Raw genomic sequence first — 24,333 nt, 5'->3', positions numbered from 1 at the left:
CGCGGCGCTTAGCTGACCTTGGCCTTGTCGGCTTTCACGTCGTCCGCGGCCTGCTTGCGGTCCGGCGTGTTGCCGCGTGGCTCAAGTTCGCTGCGATATGCCATCGACACGGGCTTCGGTGCAACGGTATCGCCGGGGCGTACGCGCATCAGGCCATTCACGACGATGTTCTCGCCCGGCTGCAGACCCTTGCGGATCACGCGCAGGCCATCGTACGTCGGCCCGAGTTCGACTTCGCGATAGCCGAGCTTGTTGGCCTTGTCCACCACCAGCACGTACTTCTTGCCCTGGTCGGTGCCGATGGCGCGATCGTTGATCAGCACCGCCGGGTGCGGCGATCCGCCGCCGAGCTTGACCTTGGCGTACAGCCCTGGCAGCAGGCGCCCGTCCTCGTTGTCGAACACCGCGCGCACGCGGATCGTGCCGCTGCGCGTATCGAGCCGGTTGTCGATCGAATGGATCTTGCCCTTGTGCGGATTGCCGTCCTCGTTGGCCAGTCCCAGGAACACCGGCAAGTCGTTCTTGCCGCCGCCCGCGCCCGGCGCCGTGTAGCGCAGATAGCTTTGTTCGTCGACGTCGAAGCTGGCGTACACCGGCGAGACCGATACCACGGTGGTCAGCGGCGGCGACGCCGCGCCCGCTGCCACCAGGTTGCCCACGGTGATTTCGGCGCGCGACACCTTGCCCGAGACCGGCGCGACGATGCGCGTGTAGCCCAGGTTCAGCTTGGCCACTTCCAGCGCGGCCTGCGCGCCGCGCACGTCGGCCACGGTCTCGCTGGCGGTGTTGATCCGCTCGTCGAATTCGCGACGCGAAATCGCGTTGTCGTCGAGCAGCCGCTGCGCCCGCGCCTTTTCGGACTGGGCGTGCGATGCGCGCACCTGCGCGGCCGCCAGCGCCGCCTCGGCGCGCGCCACTTCGGCCGCGTACGGACGCGGATCGATGGTGAACAGCGGATCGCCCTTCTTCACGATCGATCCTTCGCGGAAATGCACGGTTTCGATCGTGCCGGAAACGCGCGGCCGGATTTCCACGCGATCCACCGCTTCGATGCGGCCCGAGAATTCATCCCATTCGGTGATGGTCTGGCCCACTGCCGATGCCACTTCCACGGCCGCGGCCGGCGGCGGCGTGGTGGCCTGCGCTTCCCCGCCGTGCCAGGGGCGCAATACCGAGGTTGCCACGCCCGCCCCAAGGATTGCCACGATGGCAAAGGCGATCAGCGTGCGTCGAGACTTGTCGTTCATCTTTCTTCACTCCGTGTTTTCGTCGGGTTTCTTCAACTGGAAAAGCAAAATTCCGGGCCGAACGCTTCCCGCCGGCGCAAAAGGCCGGAAAACGGGGAAATGCAAGGGTTCGTCCCGTCCGGGATGGACGGGGCTATGCCACTACAGCGGCCAGCCTCAAAGGGCGCTGGCTGGAGAATCCGTTACCGTCAATGCATGCCCGGTAGCGGCCGGCGTTCGGACCGGATTACGAGGCGTCGTCGGTGTTCGCGAAACTTTCGCGCAGGAACCGCGCGCCCTCTTTGACCCATGCCTGACACATCTCATGGGACTGTTCCACCCCGTCGCCGCAGGCGCCGGGCATGATCAGGGTCTTCGACGGGATGCCCGCCTTGACCAGTTTTGCAGCAAAGGCTTCGCCCTCGGCGCGCAGCGCGTCGCGTTCGGCCACCTGCACCAGCGTGGGCGGCAGGCCCGCCAGCCGCGAGGCCAAAGCCGGCGCCGCATACGGATGCACGCTCGCTGCCGGCGTCGGCAGATAGTCGCGATAGTTGCACGCCAGGCGTTGCAACATTTCCATCGGCACCTGGCCCGTGGTGGACGCATGCTGCAGGCACGGATCGGTCACCGGCCGAATCAGCCACTGCCCCGCGGGCTGCGGCAAACCGCGGTCGCGCAACATCTGCGCGGTGGCGATCGCCAGATTGCCGCCGGCTTCTTCGCCGACCAGCGCAAAGCGCAGTTTCTCGATCTTCAGCTTCTTGGCCTGCTTCAACGCCCACACCACGGTATTGACCGCATCTTCGGGCGCCGCCGGGAACGGGTTTTCCGGGGCCAGCGAGTAGCCCGGGGTCACCACCACGGCCGGGACCGACTCCGCCAGATCCCGCGCCAGCTCCTTGGCCGCTTCCACGCCGCCATCGACAAAACCGCCCGCATGCAGATAGACCAGCCACGGCAACAATGGCGTACCAGCGGCAACCGGCCAATAACCTGCGGGGTAACACACGCACACCTTGATTTCGCGCTCGCCGCTTTGCACCACGTGCTGCACCACGTACGCTTCGCCCTGTTCTGCGGCCGACGGTGCGGCGGAACTACGGGGATTCGTGGTCTTTGTCATGGTCTCGGGGCGACCGTCAAGGCCGTCTATGATGTATTGCGATGCAGCGAATTATGGTGATTGACAACGGTGGGATAAAGCGAGCTATTGCCAACGCACTGTTTCTGGGTTGGAATAATCGGCGAAGTGAAACCACACCGCTTGAAATGGATAGCGGAAATGTGATTCACTCCGGTCCTTCGGCATCTGCGCACTTGGGGAAACAGCGCAAACGCCGGCGCCCCCACACTCCACCCGTCCCCGCTCCGGCCGCCACTGGCGGACCGCCGGCAGCAAAGCCAGGCCGCGCACTTGACATGCAGCGGACCCAGTCCCGCCAGACAATCCTTCGGAACGTAGCCCCGGTCTTACTCCTTTCGAAAGCAACATCATGGATCGTCTTGTCTCAATGCAGGCATTCACTCGGGTGGTGGATGTCGGCAGTTTTGCGCGCGCCGCGGAGTCCCTGGACCTGCCCAAGGCCACGCTCACCCGTTTGATCCAGAATCTGGAAACGCACCTGGGCGTCAAGCTGCTGCACCGGACCACGCGGCGCATCAGCGTGACCACGGACGGCGCCGCCTATTACGAGCGCTGCGTGCGCATTCTTGCGGACGTGGAGGAGGCGGAGCAATCGCTCACGCGCCACAACAACTCGCCGCGCGGCACGCTGGCGGTCGACACCACGAGCGGGCTGGCGCAGCTCGTGTTGTTGCCGCAGCTGCATGACTTCGTCAACGCCTATCCCGAACTGAAACTCGAGCTGACCATCAACGGCAAGCCGATCGATCTGCTCAAGGAAGGTGTCGATGTGGTGCTGCGCGTGGGCGCGCTCGATGAATCGATGGTGGCGCGGCGCATCGGCCAGGTGCGCCTGGCGTTCTATGCATCGCCGATCTACCTGCGGCGCTTCGGCACGCCCAACGACCTGACGGAGCTGGCCCAGCACAAGGCCATCAACTTCCTGTCCAACCGTACCGGACGCGAAACGCCGTGGCCGCTGATCCGCGGCGGCGAGCGCACGGAAGTGCTGCTGCCATCGGTGATTTCCACCAACGACGCCGATGTCTATCTAGGTTGCGCACTGGAAGGCCATGGCATCGCCCGCATCTCGCGCGCAATGGCCGAGCCCTACATCCATAGCGGCCGGCTGGTGGAAGTCATGACCGACTGGCAAACCGAAGAACTGCCGATCTCGGCGATGTATCCGCAGAATCGGCATTTGTCGGCCAAGGTGCGCGTGTTCGTGAACTGGGCCGCGGAGATCTTTTCGCGGCATCCGCATTTCGGCACCGCGCCGCAGCAACTGGCGGCCTGACTGTCAGCACGCGCAAGGACAGCGGAACCAGAGCCGAAAGCGCTGCGCAAAAAATTGCGGAAAACGCCGGACCGGAGGCCGCCTGCCGTTGCAGCAGACGGCCTCCGCGCCCGCTCACTGCTTGCCGATGTCCTGCAGCAGGCGCGTCATCAAGTACAGGCGCGGCACGATCGAATCGAGTTCGACATATTCGTCGCGCGCGTGATAGCCGAAGCCGGACAGGCCGAAGCTTTCCAGCACCACCGCCTTGCCCGATTGCCCCGCATAGCCCGCATCGGTGCCGCCGCCGGTGCCCGGAATCAGGATCAGCGAACGATTGTCGAGTTCCGCGTAGATCTGCTGCGCACGCGCCGCCAGTTGCTTGGAGCGCGCGTCGGCCACATAGGCCGGACGCCCTTCTTCCATCGCCACCGAGGTCTGCGTATCGGGAATCAGATGGCCTGAGGCGACCTTTTCCTGCAGCGCGGCCTGCAGCTTCTGCGCGGCGCCCGGCGCCGTCACGCGGACATCGCCGACGGCGCTCGCGCTTTCCGGGATCTGATTCAACGGACCGGTGGTCTTGGCCTGCGTCCAGTTCATTTGCGCGCCCGGCACGGTGCTGGCCACGTCGCGCGTCTGCTGCATCTGGTAGGCCAGTTCCAGCAACGCATTGCGGCCGAGTTCCGGCGCGGCGCCCGCGTGCGACGCGCGGCCCTTCACCTGCATGGTCGCCGTGGCCGTGCCGGCCGCGGCCAGCAGCAGCGATTCCGACTTCGCCACCGACTTGGCCACGTTGGGCTCGCATGACAGCACCACATCGTGCTGCGCGGCCAGCGCGGCGATGGTATCGCCCGACCCACCCGAGCCGATTTCCTCATCGGGGTTCAACAGCACCGTGATCTGCGCATAGTCCTTCCAGCCCTGCGCCTTGAGGATCTCCAGCGAGTGGAGGATCACCGCGAGCCCGCCCTTGTCGTCCGCGATGCCCGGGCCGTACAGCCGGTTGCCGTCCTCGCGCAGCGGCTGCGTAGCGAGAATGCCTGCCGGATAGACCGTGTCCATATGGCCGATCAGCATGATCTTGCGCTTGCCGGTGCCGGTCAGCGTCGCCTTGACCATCGGCGCCGCGCTGGTCTTCATCGGCAGGCGCTCCACTTTCGCGCCCAGCGCCTGCAGGCGGCGCGACGTGTAGTCGGCCATGCGCGTCAGCCCTTCGATGTTGGCGCTGCCCGATTCGATCGACACCATGTCCTTGAGCGATTGCACGACCGCCGGCTGGGCGGCGCGCGCGGCGTCCAGCAGCGCGGCATCGGGCGCGCCGGGGGCGGCAGCCAGGGCGGCATGGCCAGCCAGCGTGAGCGCGGCGGCGGCGGCGAGGGCAAGGCGGCGAAGGGGGTGCGGCATGTTGTCTCCTGATCTTGTAAGGCCCTCCAATGTATCGCTTGCGGTATATCGCGTGGAGGTTCAATATCGCCAATCCAAATGCCAATCCCGCCACCATGTCCGCCATGTCCGCACCGGCGTCGCCGCTTCACGTCAGATTGCTGTGGCTGCCCAACGCCATGCCCGGCCCGCTATTTGGCGCCGTCGATGTGCTGCGCACCGCGGCGGGCGTGGCCCGGTTGCAGCGGCCCGATGCACCGGCCCGCCTGACCTGGGAGATCGTCGGCGCCAACGGGCGCAGGCTGCCCACGCCGCTGCCGGGACTGATGCCGGCCGGACCGCGGCGTGCGGTTGCGCGCGATGCGCAGGTGCTGATGGTGGTGCCCGCGCTGATGGCGACGAGCGCGCCGCACCTGGGCGAGATTGCCGCCGCCGAGACAGCGGCGCAGCGGCTGATGATGCGCCACGCGGAATCCGGCGGCTGGATTGCATCGACCTATACGGGCATGGTGTTTCCGCTGATGCTGGGACTTCTCGACGGTGCGCGCTGCGGCGCGCCGTGGATGTTGCAGAGCTGGTTCGCCCAGCGCTTTCCCGCATGCGATCTTTCCTCGGACGAACCGATCGGCGTGCACGGGCGCGTGTTTCACTGCGTGGCGCCGGCATTGCAGACCGAATTCATGCTGCGCGTGCTGGGCCATCTGCACGATCCCGATCTGGCGCAAACCGTGGCGCGACTGCTGCTGCATCAGCACGAACGGCAGCAATGGATGCCGGAACTGGTGTCGCAACGCTGGCTGGGCAAAACCGCGGACAGCCCGGTGTATCGCGCCATCGGCTGGCTGCAGGCTCATGTGGGTGAGCCCTATCGCCTGCGCGCGGTGGCCGAGGCGGCGGCCGTCAGCGAACGCACGCTGCTGCGTCATTTCCGCCAGGTGACGGGCCGCACACCGCTCGACTACCTGCACATGCTGCGCGTGGAACGCGCGCGCATGCTGCTGGAAGTCACGCTGCATGGCACGCAGTCGATTGCCGAAGCGTGCGGCTACAGCGATGCCGCCGCTTTCCGTCGGCTGTTCGCGCGGGCCATGCAGATGTCGATGTCGGAATACCGTCAGCGGTTCGCGTTGCGCACGCGCCGCCGCTACTGGCGCATGGAAGACCACGCCGCGCGCGCAGCGGACGCCCGGGACGGCGTCTAGCCGCCGCGCACGGCGGTGGTGTTTGCGCGCCGCTAGCTGCTCAACGCGATGTGGTTGATGACGTTTTCCACGCCGAGCACGTACCACACGTCGCGTTCGACCTGTCGGCGCGCGCCGTCGCTCGATGCGTAGCCATCGAGCGTGACCACGCGCCCTTCGGTACGCACGCGGATGCGCGCGTGATCGACGAACGGATCGGTTTCCAGCACCAGCCGGATCGCCTCGTTCAATTCGTCGTCGCTGTCGGCCTCGGCGGGCGCCACCACGATGTCGTTCACCACGCAGCGACAGCCGCGCGACCACCATGCCAGCACACCGGCCAGCCGCATATGCGACAGGCTGATCACCTGCCCGCTGAGCATCACGGTGCCGTCATGAACGGCCACCTCGATCCATCCGCTGCGTTCGCCCACCGCCTCGCGCACCGCCTCGAGCTGCCCTTTCACCTTTGCACAGAGTTTGCAGTTGCGGAAATCGATCGCATTGAGCAGACGCTCGCACACCGCCGCGCGCAGATCGCCGTCGCCCACGGCGGGGCCGCCATTGGAAATTCGCAGATGATCGATCACGGTGCTCACGCCTTCCACGCGGCGCAGTTGGGCCACCGCGCGCGTCTTGTCGACAATATCGGCGACATCGCCTTCCAGAATCAGTGCGCCGTCGGATAGCCTCAGGTGAATCGTGGGATGCAGTGCGTGGCCCTGATATGGCACACGTGCCAACGCGGCACGCGCCTGCGTCAGGACCGCTTCGTTACTCAGCATGATGTGGTCTCCCCATTTGACGTGGAGATGAGTGGAAGCGCGCCTCTGCCCGCAGGCACGCATGGCGCGGCGTGGCGCTGCCATACCGCCTAGGCATTATAGGAATGCGCGTGCCGATAGCCACCGGCAGGGCCGGAATGGCGTCGGGCCGTGTTGCCGAACGCGCGTTTGGCGCCGTCGCATCCGTGCCTCATTGATTTGCGCACCCCCCGAACGGGTGATGCGTAGGCCCTACCGATAGAGGGTGTCAGCCGCATCCGTTGCCAACGATACTGACCGGCCAGCGGCCAACAGAGCCGGAACAACCGAGGTCAGCACAATGATTACAGTTTCCTTAGTCGGGTATTTCCTCGTATTTCTTGCTGTCGTCATCATGGCCGCACGTTGGACCTACCTGAACCATCCCGCGCTGCGAGACGCCGATCACGCCTCGTGCGTGCGCGACGGGGCTTGCCCGCCCGGCAGCCCCGTGCCGCGCGACTGACCGCGCGCCAGCGCGGCATCGCGCGAGGGGGCGACGTGCAGCGCCGCCCCGCACAGCGATTCACGCGGATCAGTCGGCGTGGATGCCGCGCTCGCGGATCAGTGCGCCCCACTTGGCGGTTTCGCGCGCCAGGTGCTCTTTCAGTTGCGCGGGTGTGCTGCCGATCGGTTCGGCGCCGATGCCCGCCAGCCGCTGCTGCACTGCGGGCTTTTTCAGCGCCTCGACCATCGCCTTGTTGAGCGTGTCGACCACGGGTTGCGGCGTCCTGGCCGGCACGAAGGCCGCAAACCACGGCGACAACTCGTAACCGGGCACACCGGCTTCGGCCATGGTCGGCACATTGGGCAGCGCCGAGGACCGCTTGCTGGTCGTCACCGCGATCGGCGTCAGCTTGCCGCTGTCGATATGCGGCTTAGCCGACGTGATGCTGTCGAACATGTAATCGACCTGTCCGCCCAGCAGGTCGGTCATGGCCGGGCCCGACCCCTTGTACGGGATATGCAGCAGATCCACATGGGCCATCGACGTGAACAGTTCGCCGGCCAGATGGATCGATGTGCCGTTGCCCGCCGACGCATACGTGTACTTGCCCGGCTTGGCCTTGGCCGCGGCGATCACGTCGGCCACGGTCCGCGCCGGGTTCTTGGCCTTGTTGGCCACCAGCACGTTGGGAACTACGGCCAACAGCGAGACCGGCGCGAAATCCTTGACCGGGTCGTAGCTGAGCTTGCCGTACAGCGCCGGATTCACGGCCATGCCGTTGGCCACGATGATCAGCGTGTAACCGTCGGCCGGCGCGCGCGCGACCATTTCTGCGCCGATGTTGCCGCCCGCGCCGGGACGGTTTTCCACCACGATGGCCTGTCCCAGCGTCCGTGACATCTCTTCGCCGAGCGTGCGCGCGATATTGTCCATCGCACCGCCCGCGGGGAACGGCACCACCCAGCGGATCGGATGATCGGGATACGCGGCGTGGGCCGGCGCAGCGGCGAACAGCAGCGATGCGGACAACGCGAGGGCAGCCGGCACACGCGCCGACCATTGCAGCAAGGACATCTTTGTCTCCATTCCTGTTTTTTACGAATTCGGTGCGAGTGTCAGGCGGCGCGGCGGTAGTGCGCGAGCTTGTCTTCGTCGATGGCCAGCCCCAGCCCGGGGCCTTGCGGCAGATGCAACGCGAAATCCTTGTACGTGGGCCGCGCGACGACGATGTCGTCCTTCACCAGCAGCGGGCCGAACAGTTCGGTGCCCCAGGCCAGTTGCGGCAGCGTGCAGAAGCCGTGCGCGGCGGCAATCGTGCCCACCGCGCCCTCGAGCATCGTGCCGCCATACAGCGCGATTCCGGCGGCATCGCCGACGGCCGCAGTGCGCAGCATGCCGAAAATGCCGCCCGACTTGGCGATCTTCAGCGCAAACACGTCGGCCGCGCCCAGGCGCGCCAGTTCCATCGCGTCTTCCGGGCCGGTCACCGCTTCGTCGGCCATGATCGGCACCACGAACCGCGCGGCCAGGCGCGCCAGCGCGGCGCGGTGCTCGCGCGGCGTGGGCTGCTCGATCAGGTCGATGCCGGCGGCTTCGAGCATAGCGATACCCGTGGCGGCCTCGGCCTCGTTCCATGCCTGATTGACATCGACGGTCACGCGCGCGCGATCGCCGAGCGCGCGCTTGATGGCCGACACGTGCGCCACGTCGTCGCGCACGGCGCGGCGGCCGATCTTGAGCTTGAACGTGTTGTGGCGGCGTTCCGCAAGAAAGCGCTCCGCCTCTTCGATATCGCGCCCGGTGTCGCCACTGGCAAGCGTCCACAACACGGGCAGCGTGTCGCGCACGGCGCCGCCCAGCAGTGTCGCCAGCGGTACGTTGAGCCGCTTGCCCTGCGCATCGAGCATGGCCGATTCCAGCGCGGACTTGGCGAAGCGATTGCCGCGCGCCACCTTGTTCAGGCGCGCCATCGCCCCGTGCACGTTGGTCGCGTCCTGCCCCACCAGCGCCGGCGCCAGATAGGTGTCGATGGTCAGCTTGATGCCTTCGGGGCTTTCGTCGCCGTACGACAACCCGCCGATCGTCGTGGCCTCGCCGATGCCCTCCACGCCGTCGCTGCAGCGCAGCCGCACGATCACCAGCGTCTGCTGCTGCATCGTGGCCATGGCCAGCTGGTGGGCCCGGATCGTCGGCAGATCGACCAGGATGGCCTCGATGGCCGAAATCGTTGCTGTCATACCTTTTCCATGCAAAGACATATCGTGGAACGAGTATGTACCTTGACTAGACGTGCGTCCAAGACCGAAGATGTCTGAATTCATACCCGTTGGGTATGCCTGGATCGTCGCCACGCTTTTTCGCACACTGCTGAAAACCCGCCATGGAACTCCGCCACCTTCGCTACTTCCAGACCGTCGCCCAGGAACTCAATGTGACGCGCGCGGCAGAAAAGCTGCATATGGCACAGCCGCCGCTGTCGCGCCAGATCCGCCAGTTCGAAGACGAAGTGGGCGTGGCGCTGTTCGATCGCGTCGGACGCGGGCTGAAGCTGACGGAGGCAGGCCGGTTCCTGCTGGAACAGTCGTTGCAGCTGACCCAGCGGCTCGAAGAAACGCTTGAGGGCACCCGTCGCATCGGGCGGAACGAAAAGCGCTGGTTCGGCATCGGATTCGTGCCGTCGGTGCTGTATGGCGTGTTGCCGGAGCTGATTCGCGAATTGCGCGGCGACGACAGCCAGGTGGAAGTGGGCCTTACGGAAATGATCACCGTGCAGCAACTGGAGGCGCTGAAATCGGGCCGCATCGACCTCGCGTTTGGCCGACTCGCGTTCCACGATCCGGCGATCGTGCAGCAGGTGGTGATGGCCGAGACGCTGGTGGCCGCAATACCGGCCGCGACGCCCGTGCCCGGCGCGCCGCTCGACGCCGCTGCGTTGGCGCGCCAGCCGCTGATCCTGTACCCGGCGCGGCCGCGTCCCAGCTACGCCGATCATGTGCTGTCGCTGTTCCGCGCGCAGGGCCTGCAGCCGCGTGTGGTGCAGGAGGCCAATGAATTGCAGACCGCCTTGGGGCTTGTGGCAGCGGGGCTCGGCATCACGCTGGTGCCGGCATCGGTGCAGCGGCTGCACCGCGACGATGTGCGCTACGTGCCGATCGACGCCCCTGGCTTCGGATCGCCGGTGATCATGAGCTATCGCGCCGGGGACACGTCCGCGCACTTGAAGCGCGCCATCGCCTGGGTCAGGGCGCGCGGCGCGCAGGGCTGACGCATCGGCCGCCCTAATGCCGCCCTACGCCGCCTGCGCCGACGCCGGCCTCGATTTGGCAGCGATCCGGCGCGCTTCCTTGCGGCGGCCGTACCAGCCGCCCACCACCAGCAGCAGCGCCACCGCGACAATGTCGCCGCCAAGCGCCACGGGCCGCGCGGGCCGTCCGCCGGCGAAGCCGTAGGTCAACCCTTCGATGCCAACCGACACCACGGCGCCGAGCACAAAGCAGAACAGGCTGTGGCGTCCGATCTGGACCACCGGCCCCATGAAGCGCGCCAGCCATTCGACCCACCCCGCGCGGATCGCCAGATAGACCAGCCACGCCAGCCCCAGGAAGCTGACCACGCGCAGCGCGGCCAAACTCTGCTTGGGCAGCGGAAACACCATCGACGGCAGCCATGCCGGCAGCCACGCCTCGTACAGATGCGGGCGCATCCACAGATAGGCCGCCGCCATGCACAGCAACGCCACCACCAGCGCTCCGATGGTGAACGCGCGGCGCACGATGGCCTGCTGGGGCAGCACGAAATCGGGCCGCAGGCGCGCCAGCAGACCCATGCCGAACATCAACTGCCAGGCGAACGGATTGAAGCTCCAGCCGCGCGGTTCGCTGCTGGGCAGCAACGGCAGCAGCGTGGGCGACATGATCCACAACGCCACGCTCGCGCACGCGAAGGCCAATGGCTGTGCGCGCGCCCAGCGGATCGACAGCGGGGCCAGGCCGATAAACACCGCGTACATCGGCAACACGTCGGAGACGAACGGCTGACGCACCAGGCCGATCACCTGCAGCAGCGTGGCCAGCGGCTGCGCCATGAAGTCGGGCGCTTCGGTGGCGCGCACGGCCGGCGCGGGCACCTTGCATAACGCCAGCACCAGACCGAACAGCAGCATCAGCACGCCAGTCAGCACGAAGGCCTGGTAGATCTCCCAGCTGCGGCGGCGCAGACGTTTGCGCGCGGCGCTGGCGCCGTCGCGCGCTTCCATCGCCAGATAGGCCGCGCCGGCCGAATAGCCGGCCAGAAACACGAACACCTCGGCGGCGTCGAACAGTTGGAAATTGCGGATCGTGTAGTCGGCCAACACACTGCCGTTGACGTGATCGACCACGATGAAAAGCAGCGCGATGCCGCGAATCAGATCGACCTCGGTGCGCCGCTGGTTATTGTTCACTGCGTTCACTGGCGTACATCCCAAACGGTGCCCGCGGCGAGACAGCCGCGCGGCAACTCAATGGGGACGAATTTTACCGTGCTATCAGGGTTTACCTTGTATGGCTATGTGTCAGTGCGTTACAGGCGCGTGAAGCGACCTAGCGGTTGCGGTATCAAGTGCTGTACGCCTCATGCACCAGCGACAGCATGCGGCGTCCGGCCGCCACCACCGACTTGTCGTGCGTGGTCTGCGAGCGCACGATCATGCCCTCGACGCAGATCAGCGCCTGAGCGGCCACGGCCTGCGGATCGGCCAGGCCCAGCTCGCGGGCGATCGCCGCGATGAAATCATGCAGCGACGCCTTGTGCGCCACCGCCTGCTCCAGCAGACGCGGATCCTCGCCCGCGCCCCCGCCGGTTTCGGCCACCATGTTGATAAATGAGCAGCCCCGAAAATCGTCGCTGCCGAACCACTCGCCAAGCGTATCCGCCAGCACATCGAGGTTGCGCCGCCGCGTCAGCCGGGCGCGCACGCCGGCCTCGAACCAGTTCATCCAGAATTCGTGGCGGCGCTGCAGATACTCGAAGATCAGGTCGTTCTTGGACGCGAAATGCCGGTACAGCGACATTTTGGCCACGCCGGACTCCGCAATGATCCGGTCGATCCCCGTGGCGCGATAGCCGTCGCGATAGAACAAGCGGGCGGCGGTATCGAGAATGCGGTCGCGAGCGGAAAGCGTGGGCATGGCGGGACAAGCGGGTTGGCACATTGACCCGGCCATTATAGTAGACAGATCTGTCTTACCCGCAGAATCCCCGCCGTGTGCCGATGCGCGCAGTCGAGTGCGTCGGCCCGAAAAAAGGCCGGGAGCGATGGGTTCGCGCCCGGCCTTTTTCGATAGAAGCGGCTTGGGCCTTGCTGGCGCAAGGCTCGCGTCAGGCCGCAGCCTGCAACTGCGTCAACTGCGCCTCGGCGTCGCGCAAGGCGGTGCGCAAGCCCTCCTCGACCACCGGGTGGTAGAACGGCATAGCCAACATCTGCGCGATGGTCAGGCCCTGCTGATACGACCACGCCAGCAGATGCGCGATATTTTCGGCGCGTGGGCCCATCCATTCGGCGCCGAGGAAGCGCCCCGTGGCGGCATCGGCATAGACGTGCATCAGCCCGCGATTCTTCAGCATCACGCGGCTGCGGCCCTGGTCTTCGAAGCTAACCTCGCCGGTGACGAAACTGCCCGGCGACAGATCCGCGAAGCGCTTGCCGACCATCGCGATCTGCGGATCCGAAAACACCACGCCAAGCGGCGCGCGGCGGGCCAGCGGGCGCACATCGGGCCAGTTCGCAGCGTTCTCGCCAGCGATGCGGCCTTCGTCGGCGGCTTCGTGCAGCAGCGGCAGCACATCGTTGGCATCGCCGGCGATAAAGACAGGCGCGTCGCCACACTGCAACGTCGCGGCATCGAACACCGGCACACCGCTGGCATCGCGTTGCAGCGCGGTATTCTCAAGCCCCAGCCGATCGACGTTCGGGCGGCGCCCCGTCGCGGCCAGCACGTATTCGAAGCGCTCGGTCACGGGCTGCCCCGCGGCATCCTTGAACGTGATCACGGCTTCGTCACCGTCGCGCTGCATGCCGGTGACTTCCGCATCGGGCATCAACGCGAATTCGCGATTGAACGCCGCGGCGGCATAGGCGCGAATCGCCGGATCGCTGAGCGGCCCCACGCCGCCGCGTACGCCGAATACGCGCACCCGCACGCCCAGCCGCGACAGCGCCTGCCCCAGTTCCAGACCGATCACGCCAGGCCCGAACACCGCCACGCTCTTCGGCAGGTCATCCCACGCAAACACGTCGTCGTTGACGATCAGGCGGTCGCCAAACACTTCGAACGCGGCCGGAATCGCGGGACGCGACCCGGTGGCGATCACCACGCGCGCCGCGCGCACCACGGTGTCATCGCCCACCTGCAGCACGGTGTTGTCGATGAATTGGGCAAACCCGCGCAGACGGTCCGCATCGGGAATGTTTTCCACGCCACGCACCACGAAGCCGACGAAGCGGTCGCGCTCGCTGCGCACGCGCTGCATCACCTCGCGGCCATCGATGCGGATATTGCCGTCGACATGCACACCGAATGCCGATGTGTGGCGCGCCTCGTGGGCAGCTTCCGCGGCGGCGATCAACAGCTTCGACGGCATGCAGCCGACGCGCGCGCAGGTGGTGCCATACGCGCCGCCTTCGATGATCACGGCGCGCTTGCCGGCTGCAATCGCCGCGCGGTACGCAGCCAGCCCGGCGGTACCGGCGCCAATCACTGCCACATCGGTCTGAATCGTCTTCATGTGCGTTTCCTGTTCAACTTCTGGATCAATTCAATCAACGGACGGGATGGCACCGCGCTGCAAACCATCGCGCAGGACGGTGCCATCGGATCCGGCGACTGCCGGGTGCTTCGCCGCGCCGCGGCGCGGGGAGATGCGGGGGAATCGGGTGCCCAGGACACCGGCCGGGGGAGCCGGGCCCGGGCGGGGGAATCAGCGCGCCAGGTATTGTTCGAGCGCTTCGGCGCCGCCAATCAGCTTGCCGTTGATGAACACCTGCGGGGCGGTCATGTTGCCCGACACCGCGCCCAGCACCTTGCCGCGGATCTTGTGTTCCAGCGGCACGTCGATGTATTCGAAGCCGTTGTCCGACAGCAGTTGCTTGGCCTTGGCGCAGAACGAACAGCCAACCTTCGAGAACACCACCACCTGGTCGGGCTTCCTGGCGTTCGGCGCGATGTAGTTGAGCATCGTGTCAGCGTCCGACACCTTGAACGGGTCGCCCGGCTCTTCCGGCTCGATGAACATCTTGTCGACCACGCCGTCCTTCACCAGCATCGAATAGCGCCAGCTGCGCTTGCCGAAGCCGAGGTCGGTCTTGTCGACCAGCATGCCCATGCCGTCGGTGAATTCGCCGTTGCCGTCCGGAATCATGACGATGTTCTCGGATTCCTGATCCTTGGCCCATTCGTTCATCACGAACGTGTCGTTGACCGACACGCAGACGATCGCGTCGACACCATGCTTGGCAAACACGGGCGCCAGTTCGTTGTAGCGCGGCAGGTGGGTCGACGAGCAGGTGGGCGTGAAGGCGCCCGGCAGCGAGAACAGCGCGACGGTCTTGCCATCGAACAGTTCCGCCGTCGTCACATTCTTCCACTCATTGTTTTCACGCACACGGAACGTGACGTTGGGGACGCGCTGACCTTCACGGGATTGCAACATGGGTAAGACTCCTTGGGGTGAGTGAGGCGCCACGTGTTGTGGCGATGGAGTGCATTCTCCCGGTCTCAATGTGATTCGTAAAATTCATTGTTTCAACCGACGCGATTGAGAATTACTATTATCAGGTGGCGTGTTTCGATTGATAAATCCTATCAAGTCGACAATGCGTCGCTTCCACCGCAAGGGCGTCAATCGCTATCATGCGGGCACACAAAAACCATCGAGGGACAACACCCCATGACCCGCCTGCCCGTACGATTTTCAGCACGACTCCCAGTGGCGACCCTGCTGGCCACCGCGCTGTTTGCCGTCCAATTTATCGCCCCGCTCGCCTCGGCGTCTCACGCTGCGACCATCGCCAAGCCCGAGCTCGACCAGCTCGTGGCCAGCGCCACGGCCCACCCGCCTGCCAGCTTCCAGTCGTTCCTTGACGCCGCCGTAAAGGCCGATCCGCGCCTGGCCGCATCCGTGCGCGCATACCGCGCCAAAAAACCGCTGCAAGGCGACGACCTCACCAACATCGGCCGGCTGCTGGGCATCTACAACCGCGTGCACAACCATCAGGCGGTGCTCGACAGCATCGGCGAAATGGTGGCGCTGCGCACGGTGCGCGACGACAAGGTGCCGCAGCACGAAAACCCGGCCATCGTCGACTTCGGCAAGCTCGTGGAACGCATGGCGCGCGATTTCGGCCTGCAGTTCCGCAACGTGGACAACCGGGTGTTCGAAGTAACGCTGCCCGGCCAGGGCAAGGAAACCTTCGGCATCCTGACGCACGCCGATGTGGTGCCCGTGGTGGCCGACGAATGGGTGCTCGACGACGGCACGAAACTCGATCCGTTCAAGGTCACGCGCGTGGGCGACTACCTGTATGGCCGTGGCACCATCGACGACAAGGGATCGATCGCGGCGGCGCTCTATGCGATGAAGACCGTGCGTGAAAGCGGCGTGCCGCTGGCGCGCACGATCCGCCTGATGATCGAGACCACCGAGGAAACCGGCGGCGACGGCATGAAGTACTACCGCGAAAAAACCGCGCTGCCCGAATACAACATCGTGCTCGACAGCAAGTATCCGGCCGTCGTGGCCGAGAAGGGATCGGGCGCGCTGACGGTGCGCTTCGCGAACCAGGCGGTCGACGGCAAGCAGCCGGCCATCGTGGCGATGAGCGGTGCCGCATCGGCCAACGCGATCCCCCAGACCGCCACCGCGCGCATTGCCGGCGGCGATCCCGATGCGGTCGCGGCCGCGCTGGACAAGGCACGCGCCGGCTTTATCGCCCAGCACGCCGCGCAGGGCCGCTTCACCATCGCCATTGCGCGCAATGGCGATGCGGTCGACGTCAAGGTCAATGGATCGTCGGCACATGGCTCGCGTCCCGAGGAAGGCGTGAATCCGCTGCCGCGGCTGGCCATGTTCCTGCAGGCGTCGGGCGTGACGTTTGCCGACAACCAGTACGCCCGCGCCACGCGCTACCTGACCGACCTGTACGGCACCGGCTACCTCGGTGAACGACTCGAGGTCGGCTATCGCGATGACTTCATGGGCCCGTTGACGATCTCGCCGACGCTGATCCGCGAGCGGGACGGCAAGCTTGAAGTCACGGCCAACGTGCGCATGCCGCGCGGATCCACGCCGGACGCCCTGCGAGCAAGCATCGCCAAGCGCATCCAGGCGTGGGCCGCATCGACCCACACCGCGCTGGAAATCGACCATGTTCAGGGCGACTGGATGGCACGCGATCCCAAGGGTGCGTGGCTGGCAACACTGCTCAGCGTGTACGGCGACACCACGGGCCTGGAGGCCAAGCCGGTGCCGACCGCCGGCAGCACCACAGCCAAGCTGATGCCCAACGCGATCAACTTCGGGCCAGCGATGCCGGGCAAAAAGTACACCGCGCACAACGCCCGCGAATACAAGGAAGTTGCCGACCTGAACCTGGACATGCAGATGTTCACCGAGATGCTGGTGCGCGTGGGCAATCTGAAATCCATGCAGTAACGGCGCCCGGCGCGTCCCTGCGCCGTCGCCTTCCGGAACCTTCCGCAGCCCCGACATGCCGCACGCATGCGGGCCTGCCTGGCCTGCGCAGCAAGCTGAGGACGCGCCGCGTCACAGGCCCAGATCGCTCAGGCCAGGGTGATCGTCGGGGCGGCGTCCCAGTGGCCAGTGATATTTGCGATCGGCCTCTCGGATCGGCGCGTCATTGATGCAGGCAAAGCGGCGACGCATCAGCCCGTTCTCATCGAATTCCCAATTCTCGTTGCCGTACGACCGGAACCAGTTACCCGAGTCGTCGTGCCATTCATAGGCGAAGCGCACCGCGATGCGGTTGCCGTCATGCGCCCATAGTTCCTTGATCAAGCGGTAATCGAGTTCCTTCTGCCATTTGCGCGTCAGGAAGGCGACGATCTCGTCGCGGCCGTTGACGAACTCGGCGCGATTACGCCACGCGCTGTCCGGCGTATAGGCCAGCGAAACGCGCTGCGGGTCACGCGTATTCCAGCCATCCTCGGCCGCGCGCACTTTGGCGGCGGCGGTCTCGCGCGTGAACGGGGGCAACGGCGGACGAACTTCGGCTTGGGTCGACATCGGGACGGCTCCTTGCGGGATGAAAAGACGAGTCAATGTTGGGATCCGATCCGGCCGCATCGCCCAATCACACCAGAGAAAGACATCATGGGCCGCGCAGGTAGACAGATCTGTCTCATAGTGTTGGGTAGACAGATCTGTATGTCAAGAAAAACGTGTCGTGGCGCGCCGAGCGCCGCGGGCAACGCGGCCCATCGAATCCCTCAAAGGCGCTGGCGATCGAAGCCCGATTCGCGCGCCAGCACGATCGCCTGGGAGCGGTTCTCGACTTCGAGCTTCGAGAAAATACTGGTGATGTGATTGCGCACGGTCTTTTCGCAGAGGCCCAGGTGCGCCGCGATCTGCGCGTTGTCGCGGCCCTGTGCGATCAGCACGACGATGTCGCGCTCGCGTCGCGTCAGCGTGCCGAACGCGGGGTCGCTCTGCGGCTCGGGCGCGGGCAGAAACGCGCGCACTTCGTCGATCCAGCGCTGCCACGCCGGTTCGGTTTCCAGCAGCAAATGATTGCCGCTGTCGAGCGGCACAAAGCGCGCATTGGGAATCATGCTGGCGATCAGACGCCCTTCGTCGAACGGCACGCGCGCATCGCGTTCGGCATGCAGCACCAGCGTCGGGCAGGTGACCTGCGGCAACAGCTCCACCACGTCGATATCGTTGAAGATGCGCATGAAGCGCGCCGCGTTCGCTGGCGACGTGGACACGCGCTCGAGTTCGTTGAACCAGCGATGTTGCTCGGCCGTGCCGCCGGGGATGAACTGCGTGGTGAAGAACTGCCGGAACGCAGGGTTTTCCTGGCCCCAGCCGATTTCGGCCAGCCGGATCATCAGTTCGGCCTCTTCGCGCTTGTCGGGCCCCGGATCGCGCTTCAGGCGCCCGCGCGCATAGCCGCCGTGCAGGATCAGATGACTGACGCGCTGCGGATGCGCCACCGCATACGCCACGGCAATCGAGGCGCCCTGCGAGATGCCGAGCAGCGCGAAGCTGTCGACGCCCATCGCGTCGACGATGGTTTCGAGATCGCGCAGCCAGGCGTCGAACGACAGGTCGTCGACGTGGCGGTCCGACAGGCCGCAGCCGCGTTCGTCGTAGCGGATCAGCGTATGCCCGTCCGACAGCGCGCACAGCATGTGGCTCCAGACCGGGCTGCCAACGTCGAACTCCAGATGACTCATCCAGTTCGCGGCCTTGACCAGAGGCGGTCCGCTGCCCGTGATCGCATACGCCAGGCGCACGCGGTCCAGGCTGGTGCATAGACGGATCTGCTGCTTGAGCATCGGCATGGGTGGGTCGTGCACGGGGCAGGATACGAGTGCCGCAGTGTGCCGCTGGTCTGCGTCAGGCAGAGGCTCACCGCGTGCAGTCGTGCCGGGCGACTCACCTATCTTAGACAACGTTCCCCACCGGGCGGACATCGACGCTGCGAGTCCGTGCCGCAAAGTGCGGAACGCCAGACGCGGCGCATGAGGGACGCGCCGGATGCGGTACACCACGATGGCGCCTCGCAAGAATGCATGGCGGCCGTTGCGCCGCACGTCGTGCAAAACGCAACGGCCGCTTCGTCACTGCGATGGATCGATATCAGGCTGCGCGCAATGCGCATTCGCCTGCGCTGCCAACGTTACGCGCGCCGTCGGCGTAGGGATCGCGCGGGCCGATCCGGCCACCGCCGTCGCTATACGGATCGCGCGGTCCCATTCGCGCGCCGTCGGTGTACGGATCGAAGGCGCCCTGCCTGCACGCTGACTTGCTCGCGTGCTGCGCCGATCCGTTGGATGGAATGAACACTTCGCTCCATGCCCCGGCTTGCGCAGCCTGCGTGAGGCCAAAGGTCATTGTGGAAGCAATAAAAAGGGTCCTGGCAAGATTCGTACACATCTCGAAAACTCCAACATGAACTCCAATCGAAAACAAAAACGGACGGCAGTGCCGATCCGTGGAGTCATTGTCGGCAGCAATGCGCGATGTGGCCTGAGGCGGACGTCCCGGTTCGCCAGGTATGCGGGCAAGAAAGTCCCATGCACATAGGACGACGGTCCCGTGCAGCGAAAAACGACCGGCGCGCGCGGCGTGTCCGCGTGGCGCATTGCAGGCGGGGAACGGTTGCCGATCGCCATGTCAGCGTAGCGCCGCGCGTAAACCCTCGCCAAGGACGCATGTCCCGCCTGTCGGGCATCGCCGGCAAAGAAAACGATTGCATTCGGGACACTGGTCTCACGCATCGATGGCGTGATCGGCCCAGTATCGGGCCCACGTCCTCCCTGGGACGTCTTTCACGTATCGAGGAGTTTCGCAATGCAAGCTGTATCCCTTTCTGCCGACACACAACGCTATGCCCGTTGCATCGCCGCATCCCGCCGCATCCGCTGGGACATCGACCAGGATGTGATCCGTGGCCGCACGCTCGACCTGGCGCACAAATTCCTGCCCGACGGTCTTTCGCTGGTGGACGAACTACCGTTCCTGAGCGCATCCGAACAGCGCTTCCTGAGCCAGGTGCAGGGCCGCACCTACGCCAACATGTTCGGTCTGGTGGAACGCTTCGTCAGCGCCAAGGTGCTGGACCTGACGCGCCAGCATGCGCTGGGCGATCAGGTTGCGCTGGAGGCATTGATCCGCTTTTCCGATGAGGAACTGAAGCATCAGGAACTGTTCCGCCGCATCGAACGGCTGGCTGCGCAGGACATGCCCGCGGGCTACCGCTTCGAGGCGCAGCCCAACGATGTGGCCGGCTTTGTGCTGGGCAAACGCACATGGGCCGTGCTGGCCGTGATCTGCCAGCTGGAACTGTTTTCGCAGGCGCACTATCGCGCCAGCATTGGCATCGCACCCGATTTGTCGGCACTGTTCAAGGACGTGTTCCTGTATCACTGGCGCGAGGAATCGCAGCACGCAATTCTCGACGAACTCGAATGGATCAGCGAAAACGCGCGCGTCAGCCACGCCGAGCGCGACGCCGCGGTCGACGACATGATTGCCATCGTGGGTGGATTCGATGCGGTGGTGCAGGCGCAGGCGCGCGCCGACACCGAGTACTTCATGCGCGTGATCCGCGGGACGCAGGACGCGCCGCGTGCGGTCGAGGTGGAGGCTGTGGTGCTGAAGGCGTATCGCTGGACGTACATCGTGTCCGGCATGTTCGAGCCGCGCTTCTGCCAGCTGCTGGATGCGATGACCGACGATGCGCAGAAGGCCAGGCTGCAAACGGCGATGTCACCGTTGATGTACGCGGTGCCCGCCAGCGGCGCGCCGCAACCGGCGATGGCGGCATAGCGCGATTGGGAACACGGGAACCGACCGGCGGCGCGTGGCACGTCCATGCGCCGTCATCGAACGATGGCCCGCGCCATACGTCACCGACGCCCGCGGCCCGCGCCGATGACCGATCCAATCGCCGCTCAATGCCGCCATGTCACGCCGGCTACTCCGGCGTGATGCCGGCCTGCTTGATCTGCGCAGCCCAGCGCACCATTTCCTTGCGCAGCATCGCGTCGGCCTGCGCCGGGCTCATCGTCAGCGGCTCAAAGCCTTCCTTGATCAGGCGCGCCTTCAGCTCGGGCTGCGCCAGCGCCGCGTTGAGCGTCTGATTCAGCCGGGCCAGCACATCCTTGGGCGTGCCAGCCGGCGCGCTGACGATAAACCACGTCTCGAACACGTAATTGGGCAGACCCGCTTCGGCCATCGTCGGCACATCGGGCATCAGCGGCGAGCGCCGCGGTCCCGTCACTGCCAGCGCGCGCAGCTTGCCGGCCTGCACCTGGGGCAGCGCCGCCGAGAGCACCGGAAAACTCATCTGCACCTGGCCGGCCATCGTGTCGACCAGCGCCGGACCGCCGCCCTTGTACGGCACGTGCATGATGTCCGCGCCCGATTCGCTCTTGAACAGTTCGGCGGCCATATGGAACGTGCTGCCAGACCCGGCCGAGCCGAAGCTGAGCTTGCCCGGCTGCGCCTTGGCCAGCGCAATCAGTTCCTTGACGTTCTTGGCCGGCAACGCGTTGTTGACCACCAGCACATGTTGCGACGTGCCCATCGTGCCGACCGATGCGAAGTCCCTGGCGGTATCGAAAGGCAACTTGGCGAACAGCGCCGGATTCACGGCCAGCGCCACGTTGTTGATTGCCAGCGTATAGCCGTCCGGTTTGGCCTTGGCCAGTTGATCCATGCCGATATTGCCGGACGCGCCCGCGCGGTTGTCGGCCACCATCGGCTGGCCCAGTTGCCGGCCCCAGGCGTCCGTGATCAGCCGGCCCGCGATGTCGACGCTGCCGCCGGGCGCAAACGGCACGATCAGGCGGATCGGGCGATTGGGAAACGCCGCGGCATCCGCGCCGGAGGCGGCGCTGGCAACCGGTGCGGCGAGCGCGGCGGACATGGCGGCGATGACAATGCCGACACGCTGCGCCAGACGGGCGAAAGGAATGTTCATGGGTTGTCTCCTGGCGGGCGCGCCGGGCTCGGGCCCGGTCGAATGCCGTGTGGTTGGAAGTTGCGCGGCCAGTGTACCCATGAGGCAAAGCGCAAGGATGTCGCGCTTTGCACGACATTGATGCCGTCAAGTCACGAATCGCCGCATCTCACGAGCGGCGTCATGCGCGGCGCCGCCCGTCGCGCCGGGCTCTGTCGCCATGCCGCGCGCGCACGATTCACCGCGCCGCCAGCGGCCCCGTCACGCCCGCGCCGCTGAGAGACTCGCCAGATAGCTGTGGATCTGCGCCACCACGGCCGCGCCTTCGCCCACTGCGGCGGCCACGCGCTTGGTCGATCCCGAGCGCACATCGCCAATGGCGAACACGCCCGGCACGCTGGTTTCCAGCGTGTAATCGGCGCGCTCCGTGCACGATTGATGCGCGTCGTAGCCGGTCCGGATAAAGCCCTTGTTGTCGGTTTCCACGTTGCACGAGCGCAGCCATTCGGTGTTTGGCGCGGCGCCGATGAACAGAAAGACGTGGCGCATCGGCACCGCCACGCATTGATCGCCAAGCTCGCGCTCCTTGTAGCGCACCGTGGATAGCCAGCCCTCGCCTTCCATCGCGGTGATCTGCGCGTGCGTGTGCAGCCGCACGTTGGGCAGGCTGCGCAGCCGGTCGATCAGATAGCGCGACATGGTGGCCTCCAGCCCCGCGCCGCGCACCAGGATGTGCACCTCGGCCGCGTGCGAGGCCAGGAACACCGCCGCCTGCCCCGCCGAATTGCCGCCGCCCACCAGCATCGCGTGTTCGTCCTTGCACAGCTTGGCTTCCACCGGCGACGCCCAGTAGTACACGCCGCGGCCTTCGTACTTGTCGAGCGATTCGATGTCGGCGCGGCGGTATTGGGCGCCGCTGGCGATCACCACCGTGCGCGTGGGCACCTTGCGTCCGTCCGAAAGCTCGATCTCGATCGGATCGTTGCCGCAATGCAGCGCGCGCGCCTCGAGCGGGATCGCCAGGTGCGCGCCAAACTTGAGCGCCTGCACATAGGCACGCCCGGCCAGCGCCTGCCCGGAAATACCGGTGGGAAAGCCCAGGTAGTTCTCGATGCGCGCGCTGGCGCCGGCTTGTCCGCCCGGAGACCGGCAATCGATCACCGCCACCGAGAGCCCCTCCGATGCCGCATACACGGCGGTAGCCAGCCCGGCCGGCCCGGCGCCCACCACGATCACGTCGTACACGTGATCGCGCGCGAATTCCGGCACCAGGCCCAGGCAGCTGGCAAGCTGCCCTTCGTCGGGCGCGCGCAGCACGCTGCCGTCCGGACAGATCACCATCGGAAAATCGCTTTGCGGCGCGTGGCTGATATCGAGCAGACAGGAGCAATCGGGTTCGGCGTCGATGTCGATCACGCGGTACGGATGCCCGTTGCGGCGCAGAAACGCCTGCAGCGCCAGCAGCAGCGGCTGCGTGCCCTTGCCCACCAGGATGGGACCGCCGCCGCGCTCGATCAGGCCAACGCGCCGCAGGATCAGCGCGCGCATGATGCGCTCGCCCAGATCCGCCTCGGCCACCAGCAGCGCGCGCAGGCTGGCCGGCGGAATCACCAGCACCGTGCAGTCCTCCAGCGCCAGCGCATCGACCAGCGCCGGCTTGCCCGTCAACTGGCCCACCTCGGCCAGGAACTGGCCCGGGCCTTCCTCGGTGATGGCGGAGGAATGGCCAAGGCCATCGCGCTGGTCCACCCTGGCGCGGCCGGACAGGATCACGTGCATGCCGCGTCCCGCATCGCCGATGCGGAACAGGAATTCGCCCGCCTTCCATGTGTGGATCGCGCCGAAGCGGCGGATGCGGTCGATCTCGGCCGGCGTCAGCGTGGGAAACATCTGATGACTGCGCGATTCGAGCATCGAGTACGGCGCGTCCAGGCCGGCAACGGGCTCCGGTGGCTGCGTCTGCGAAGTTTCAGGATGGGCGTCGAGTTCCGACGTCGCCTGCGTCATCTCCATGCGTTTTCCCCCGCTGCGGTAAAAGTGCCGGCCCATCTGGGCCGGACATGGCCGGTCCCTGCCATGGTGCATCGATCGGTGCGAAGCGCGCGCGCCATCGTCATGCGCCGCGCGTGTGCGCTCGAAAAGGATAGTCGCCGCACCCGCGCCGCCACAACATCAAGTTGCCTGCACAGCGTCGCCGGGCGGTGGTC

At 66.1% G+C, this 24,333-nt stretch carries 20 protein-coding genes; 5 read left to right on the top strand and 15 right to left on the bottom strand.

Annotated elements, in window-relative coordinates; translation table 11 throughout:
* Positions 1 to 8: 8 nt before the first annotated feature.
* A complete protein-coding gene (locus AC1RKI_RS14475) occupies positions 9 to 1,247 on the bottom strand; it encodes an efflux RND transporter periplasmic adaptor subunit (RefSeq protein WP_061957042.1) in 1,239 nt (412 codons plus the stop codon).
* Positions 1,248 to 1,473: 226 nt separating this feature from the next.
* Positions 1,474 to 2,349, bottom strand: a complete 876-nt coding sequence (locus AC1RKI_RS14470) for an alpha/beta hydrolase (protein WP_061957043.1) — start codon at positions 2,347 to 2,349, stop codon at positions 1,474 to 1,476.
* Between the two features lie 370 nt (positions 2,350 to 2,719).
* Here AC1RKI_RS14470 and AC1RKI_RS14465 point away from each other — a divergent pair, with 370 nt between their 5' ends.
* Complete coding sequence (locus AC1RKI_RS14465) at positions 2,720 to 3,646, top strand: LysR family transcriptional regulator (protein WP_061957044.1); 927 nt, start codon at positions 2,720 to 2,722, stop codon at positions 3,644 to 3,646.
* Between the two features lie 114 nt (positions 3,647 to 3,760).
* Here the strand turns inward: AC1RKI_RS14465 and AC1RKI_RS14460 are convergent, their stop codons facing one another.
* The gene (locus AC1RKI_RS14460; protein ID WP_227460884.1) at positions 3,761 to 5,029 is read right to left on the bottom strand and encodes a M20/M25/M40 family metallo-hydrolase; all 1,269 of its coding nucleotides are present in this window, start codon (positions 5,027 to 5,029) and stop codon (positions 3,761 to 3,763) included.
* Positions 5,030 to 5,124: 95 nt separating this feature from the next.
* Between AC1RKI_RS14460 and AC1RKI_RS14455 the strand changes: the two genes are divergently transcribed.
* Positions 5,125 to 6,210, top strand: coding sequence for a GlxA family transcriptional regulator (locus AC1RKI_RS14455; RefSeq protein WP_061957062.1), 1,086 nt, complete (start codon positions 5,125 to 5,127; stop codon positions 6,208 to 6,210).
* A 32-nt stretch (positions 6,211 to 6,242) separates the two neighbouring features.
* On the opposite strand, the gene AC1RKI_RS14450 is transcribed toward AC1RKI_RS14455, so the two are convergent.
* The 3 genes from AC1RKI_RS14450 to AC1RKI_RS14440 form a co-directional block, all read right to left on the bottom strand.
* Positions 6,243 to 6,974 carry a BON domain-containing protein gene (locus AC1RKI_RS14450; protein WP_061957046.1) on the bottom strand — a complete coding sequence of 244 codons (732 nt, stop codon included), beginning with the start codon at positions 6,972 to 6,974 and terminating at the stop codon, positions 6,243 to 6,245.
* A 553-nt stretch (positions 6,975 to 7,527) separates the two neighbouring features.
* Positions 7,528 to 8,514: a tripartite tricarboxylate transporter substrate binding protein gene (locus tag AC1RKI_RS14445; protein ID WP_244788082.1), complete on the bottom strand. Its 987-nt coding sequence runs from the start codon at positions 8,512 to 8,514 to the stop codon at positions 7,528 to 7,530.
* Between the two features lie 41 nt (positions 8,515 to 8,555).
* Positions 8,556 to 9,677, bottom strand: coding sequence for a muconate/chloromuconate family cycloisomerase (locus AC1RKI_RS14440; protein WP_150981442.1), 1,122 nt, complete (start codon positions 9,675 to 9,677; stop codon positions 8,556 to 8,558).
* 143 nt (positions 9,678 to 9,820) lie between these two features.
* Between AC1RKI_RS14440 and AC1RKI_RS14435 the strand changes: the two genes are divergently transcribed.
* A complete protein-coding gene (locus AC1RKI_RS14435) occupies positions 9,821 to 10,705 on the top strand; it encodes a LysR family transcriptional regulator (RefSeq protein ID WP_061957049.1) in 885 nt (294 codons plus the stop codon).
* A 24-nt stretch (positions 10,706 to 10,729) separates the two neighbouring features.
* Here AC1RKI_RS14435 and AC1RKI_RS14430 read toward each other — a convergent pair whose 3' ends face one another.
* The 4 genes from AC1RKI_RS14430 to AC1RKI_RS14415 form a co-directional block, all read right to left on the bottom strand.
* The gene (locus AC1RKI_RS14430; protein WP_150981440.1) at positions 10,730 to 11,890 is read right to left on the bottom strand and encodes an OpgC domain-containing protein; all 1,161 of its coding nucleotides are present in this window, start codon (positions 11,888 to 11,890) and stop codon (positions 10,730 to 10,732) included.
* A gap of 145 nt (positions 11,891 to 12,035) precedes the next feature.
* On the bottom strand, positions 12,036 to 12,608 hold the full coding sequence (locus tag AC1RKI_RS14425) for a TetR/AcrR family transcriptional regulator (RefSeq protein ID WP_490714193.1): 573 nt from the start codon (positions 12,606 to 12,608) through the stop codon (positions 12,036 to 12,038).
* A 190-nt stretch (positions 12,609 to 12,798) separates the two neighbouring features.
* Positions 12,799 to 14,205, bottom strand: a complete 1,407-nt coding sequence (locus AC1RKI_RS14420; RefSeq protein ID WP_061957052.1) for a dihydrolipoyl dehydrogenase — start codon at positions 14,203 to 14,205, stop codon at positions 12,799 to 12,801.
* Between the two features lie 192 nt (positions 14,206 to 14,397).
* Positions 14,398 to 15,129 (bottom strand): glutathione peroxidase, encoded by a 732-nt coding sequence (locus AC1RKI_RS14415; RefSeq protein WP_150981438.1) that lies wholly within the window; start codon positions 15,127 to 15,129, stop codon positions 14,398 to 14,400.
* Positions 15,130 to 15,366: 237 nt separating this feature from the next.
* Between AC1RKI_RS14415 and AC1RKI_RS14410 the strand changes: the two genes are divergently transcribed.
* Complete coding sequence (locus tag AC1RKI_RS14410) at positions 15,367 to 17,130, top strand: dipeptidase (RefSeq protein WP_492795847.1); 1,764 nt, start codon at positions 15,367 to 15,369, stop codon at positions 17,128 to 17,130.
* 111 nt (positions 17,131 to 17,241) lie between these two features.
* Here AC1RKI_RS14410 and AC1RKI_RS14405 read toward each other — a convergent pair whose 3' ends face one another.
* From AC1RKI_RS14405 to AC1RKI_RS14395, 3 genes are all read right to left on the bottom strand, one after another.
* Positions 17,242 to 17,721: a nuclear transport factor 2 family protein gene (locus AC1RKI_RS14405; RefSeq protein ID WP_150981436.1), complete on the bottom strand. Its 480-nt coding sequence runs from the start codon at positions 17,719 to 17,721 to the stop codon at positions 17,242 to 17,244.
* A gap of 203 nt (positions 17,722 to 17,924) precedes the next feature.
* Positions 17,925 to 19,001: an alpha/beta fold hydrolase gene (locus AC1RKI_RS14400; protein WP_227460875.1), complete on the bottom strand. Its 1,077-nt coding sequence runs from the start codon at positions 18,999 to 19,001 to the stop codon at positions 17,925 to 17,927.
* A 298-nt stretch (positions 19,002 to 19,299) separates the two neighbouring features.
* Positions 19,300 to 19,554, bottom strand: coding sequence for a hypothetical protein (locus tag AC1RKI_RS14395; RefSeq protein WP_061957057.1), 255 nt, complete (start codon positions 19,552 to 19,554; stop codon positions 19,300 to 19,302).
* A 459-nt stretch (positions 19,555 to 20,013) separates the two neighbouring features.
* Here AC1RKI_RS14395 and AC1RKI_RS14390 point away from each other — a divergent pair, with 459 nt between their 5' ends.
* Entirely contained in the window at positions 20,014 to 20,991 is a 978-nt protein-coding gene (locus AC1RKI_RS14390) for a hypothetical protein (RefSeq protein ID WP_061957058.1), read from the top strand.
* A gap of 148 nt (positions 20,992 to 21,139) precedes the next feature.
* Here AC1RKI_RS14390 and AC1RKI_RS14385 read toward each other — a convergent pair whose 3' ends face one another.
* Positions 21,140 to 22,147 carry a tripartite tricarboxylate transporter substrate binding protein gene (locus AC1RKI_RS14385; RefSeq protein ID WP_150981433.1) on the bottom strand — a complete coding sequence of 336 codons (1,008 nt, stop codon included), beginning with the start codon at positions 22,145 to 22,147 and terminating at the stop codon, positions 21,140 to 21,142.
* Positions 22,148 to 22,387: 240 nt separating this feature from the next.
* Entirely contained in the window at positions 22,388 to 24,133 is a 1,746-nt protein-coding gene (locus tag AC1RKI_RS14380) for an FAD-dependent oxidoreductase (RefSeq protein WP_061957063.1), read from the bottom strand.
* Positions 24,134 to 24,333: the final 200 nt, after the last annotated feature.

Source organism: Cupriavidus sp. GW822-FHT06G04 (genome assembly GCF_058799075.1).
The sequence above is the reverse complement of the archived record's forward strand: the minus strand, read 5'-3'. Positions and strand labels throughout refer to the sequence as shown.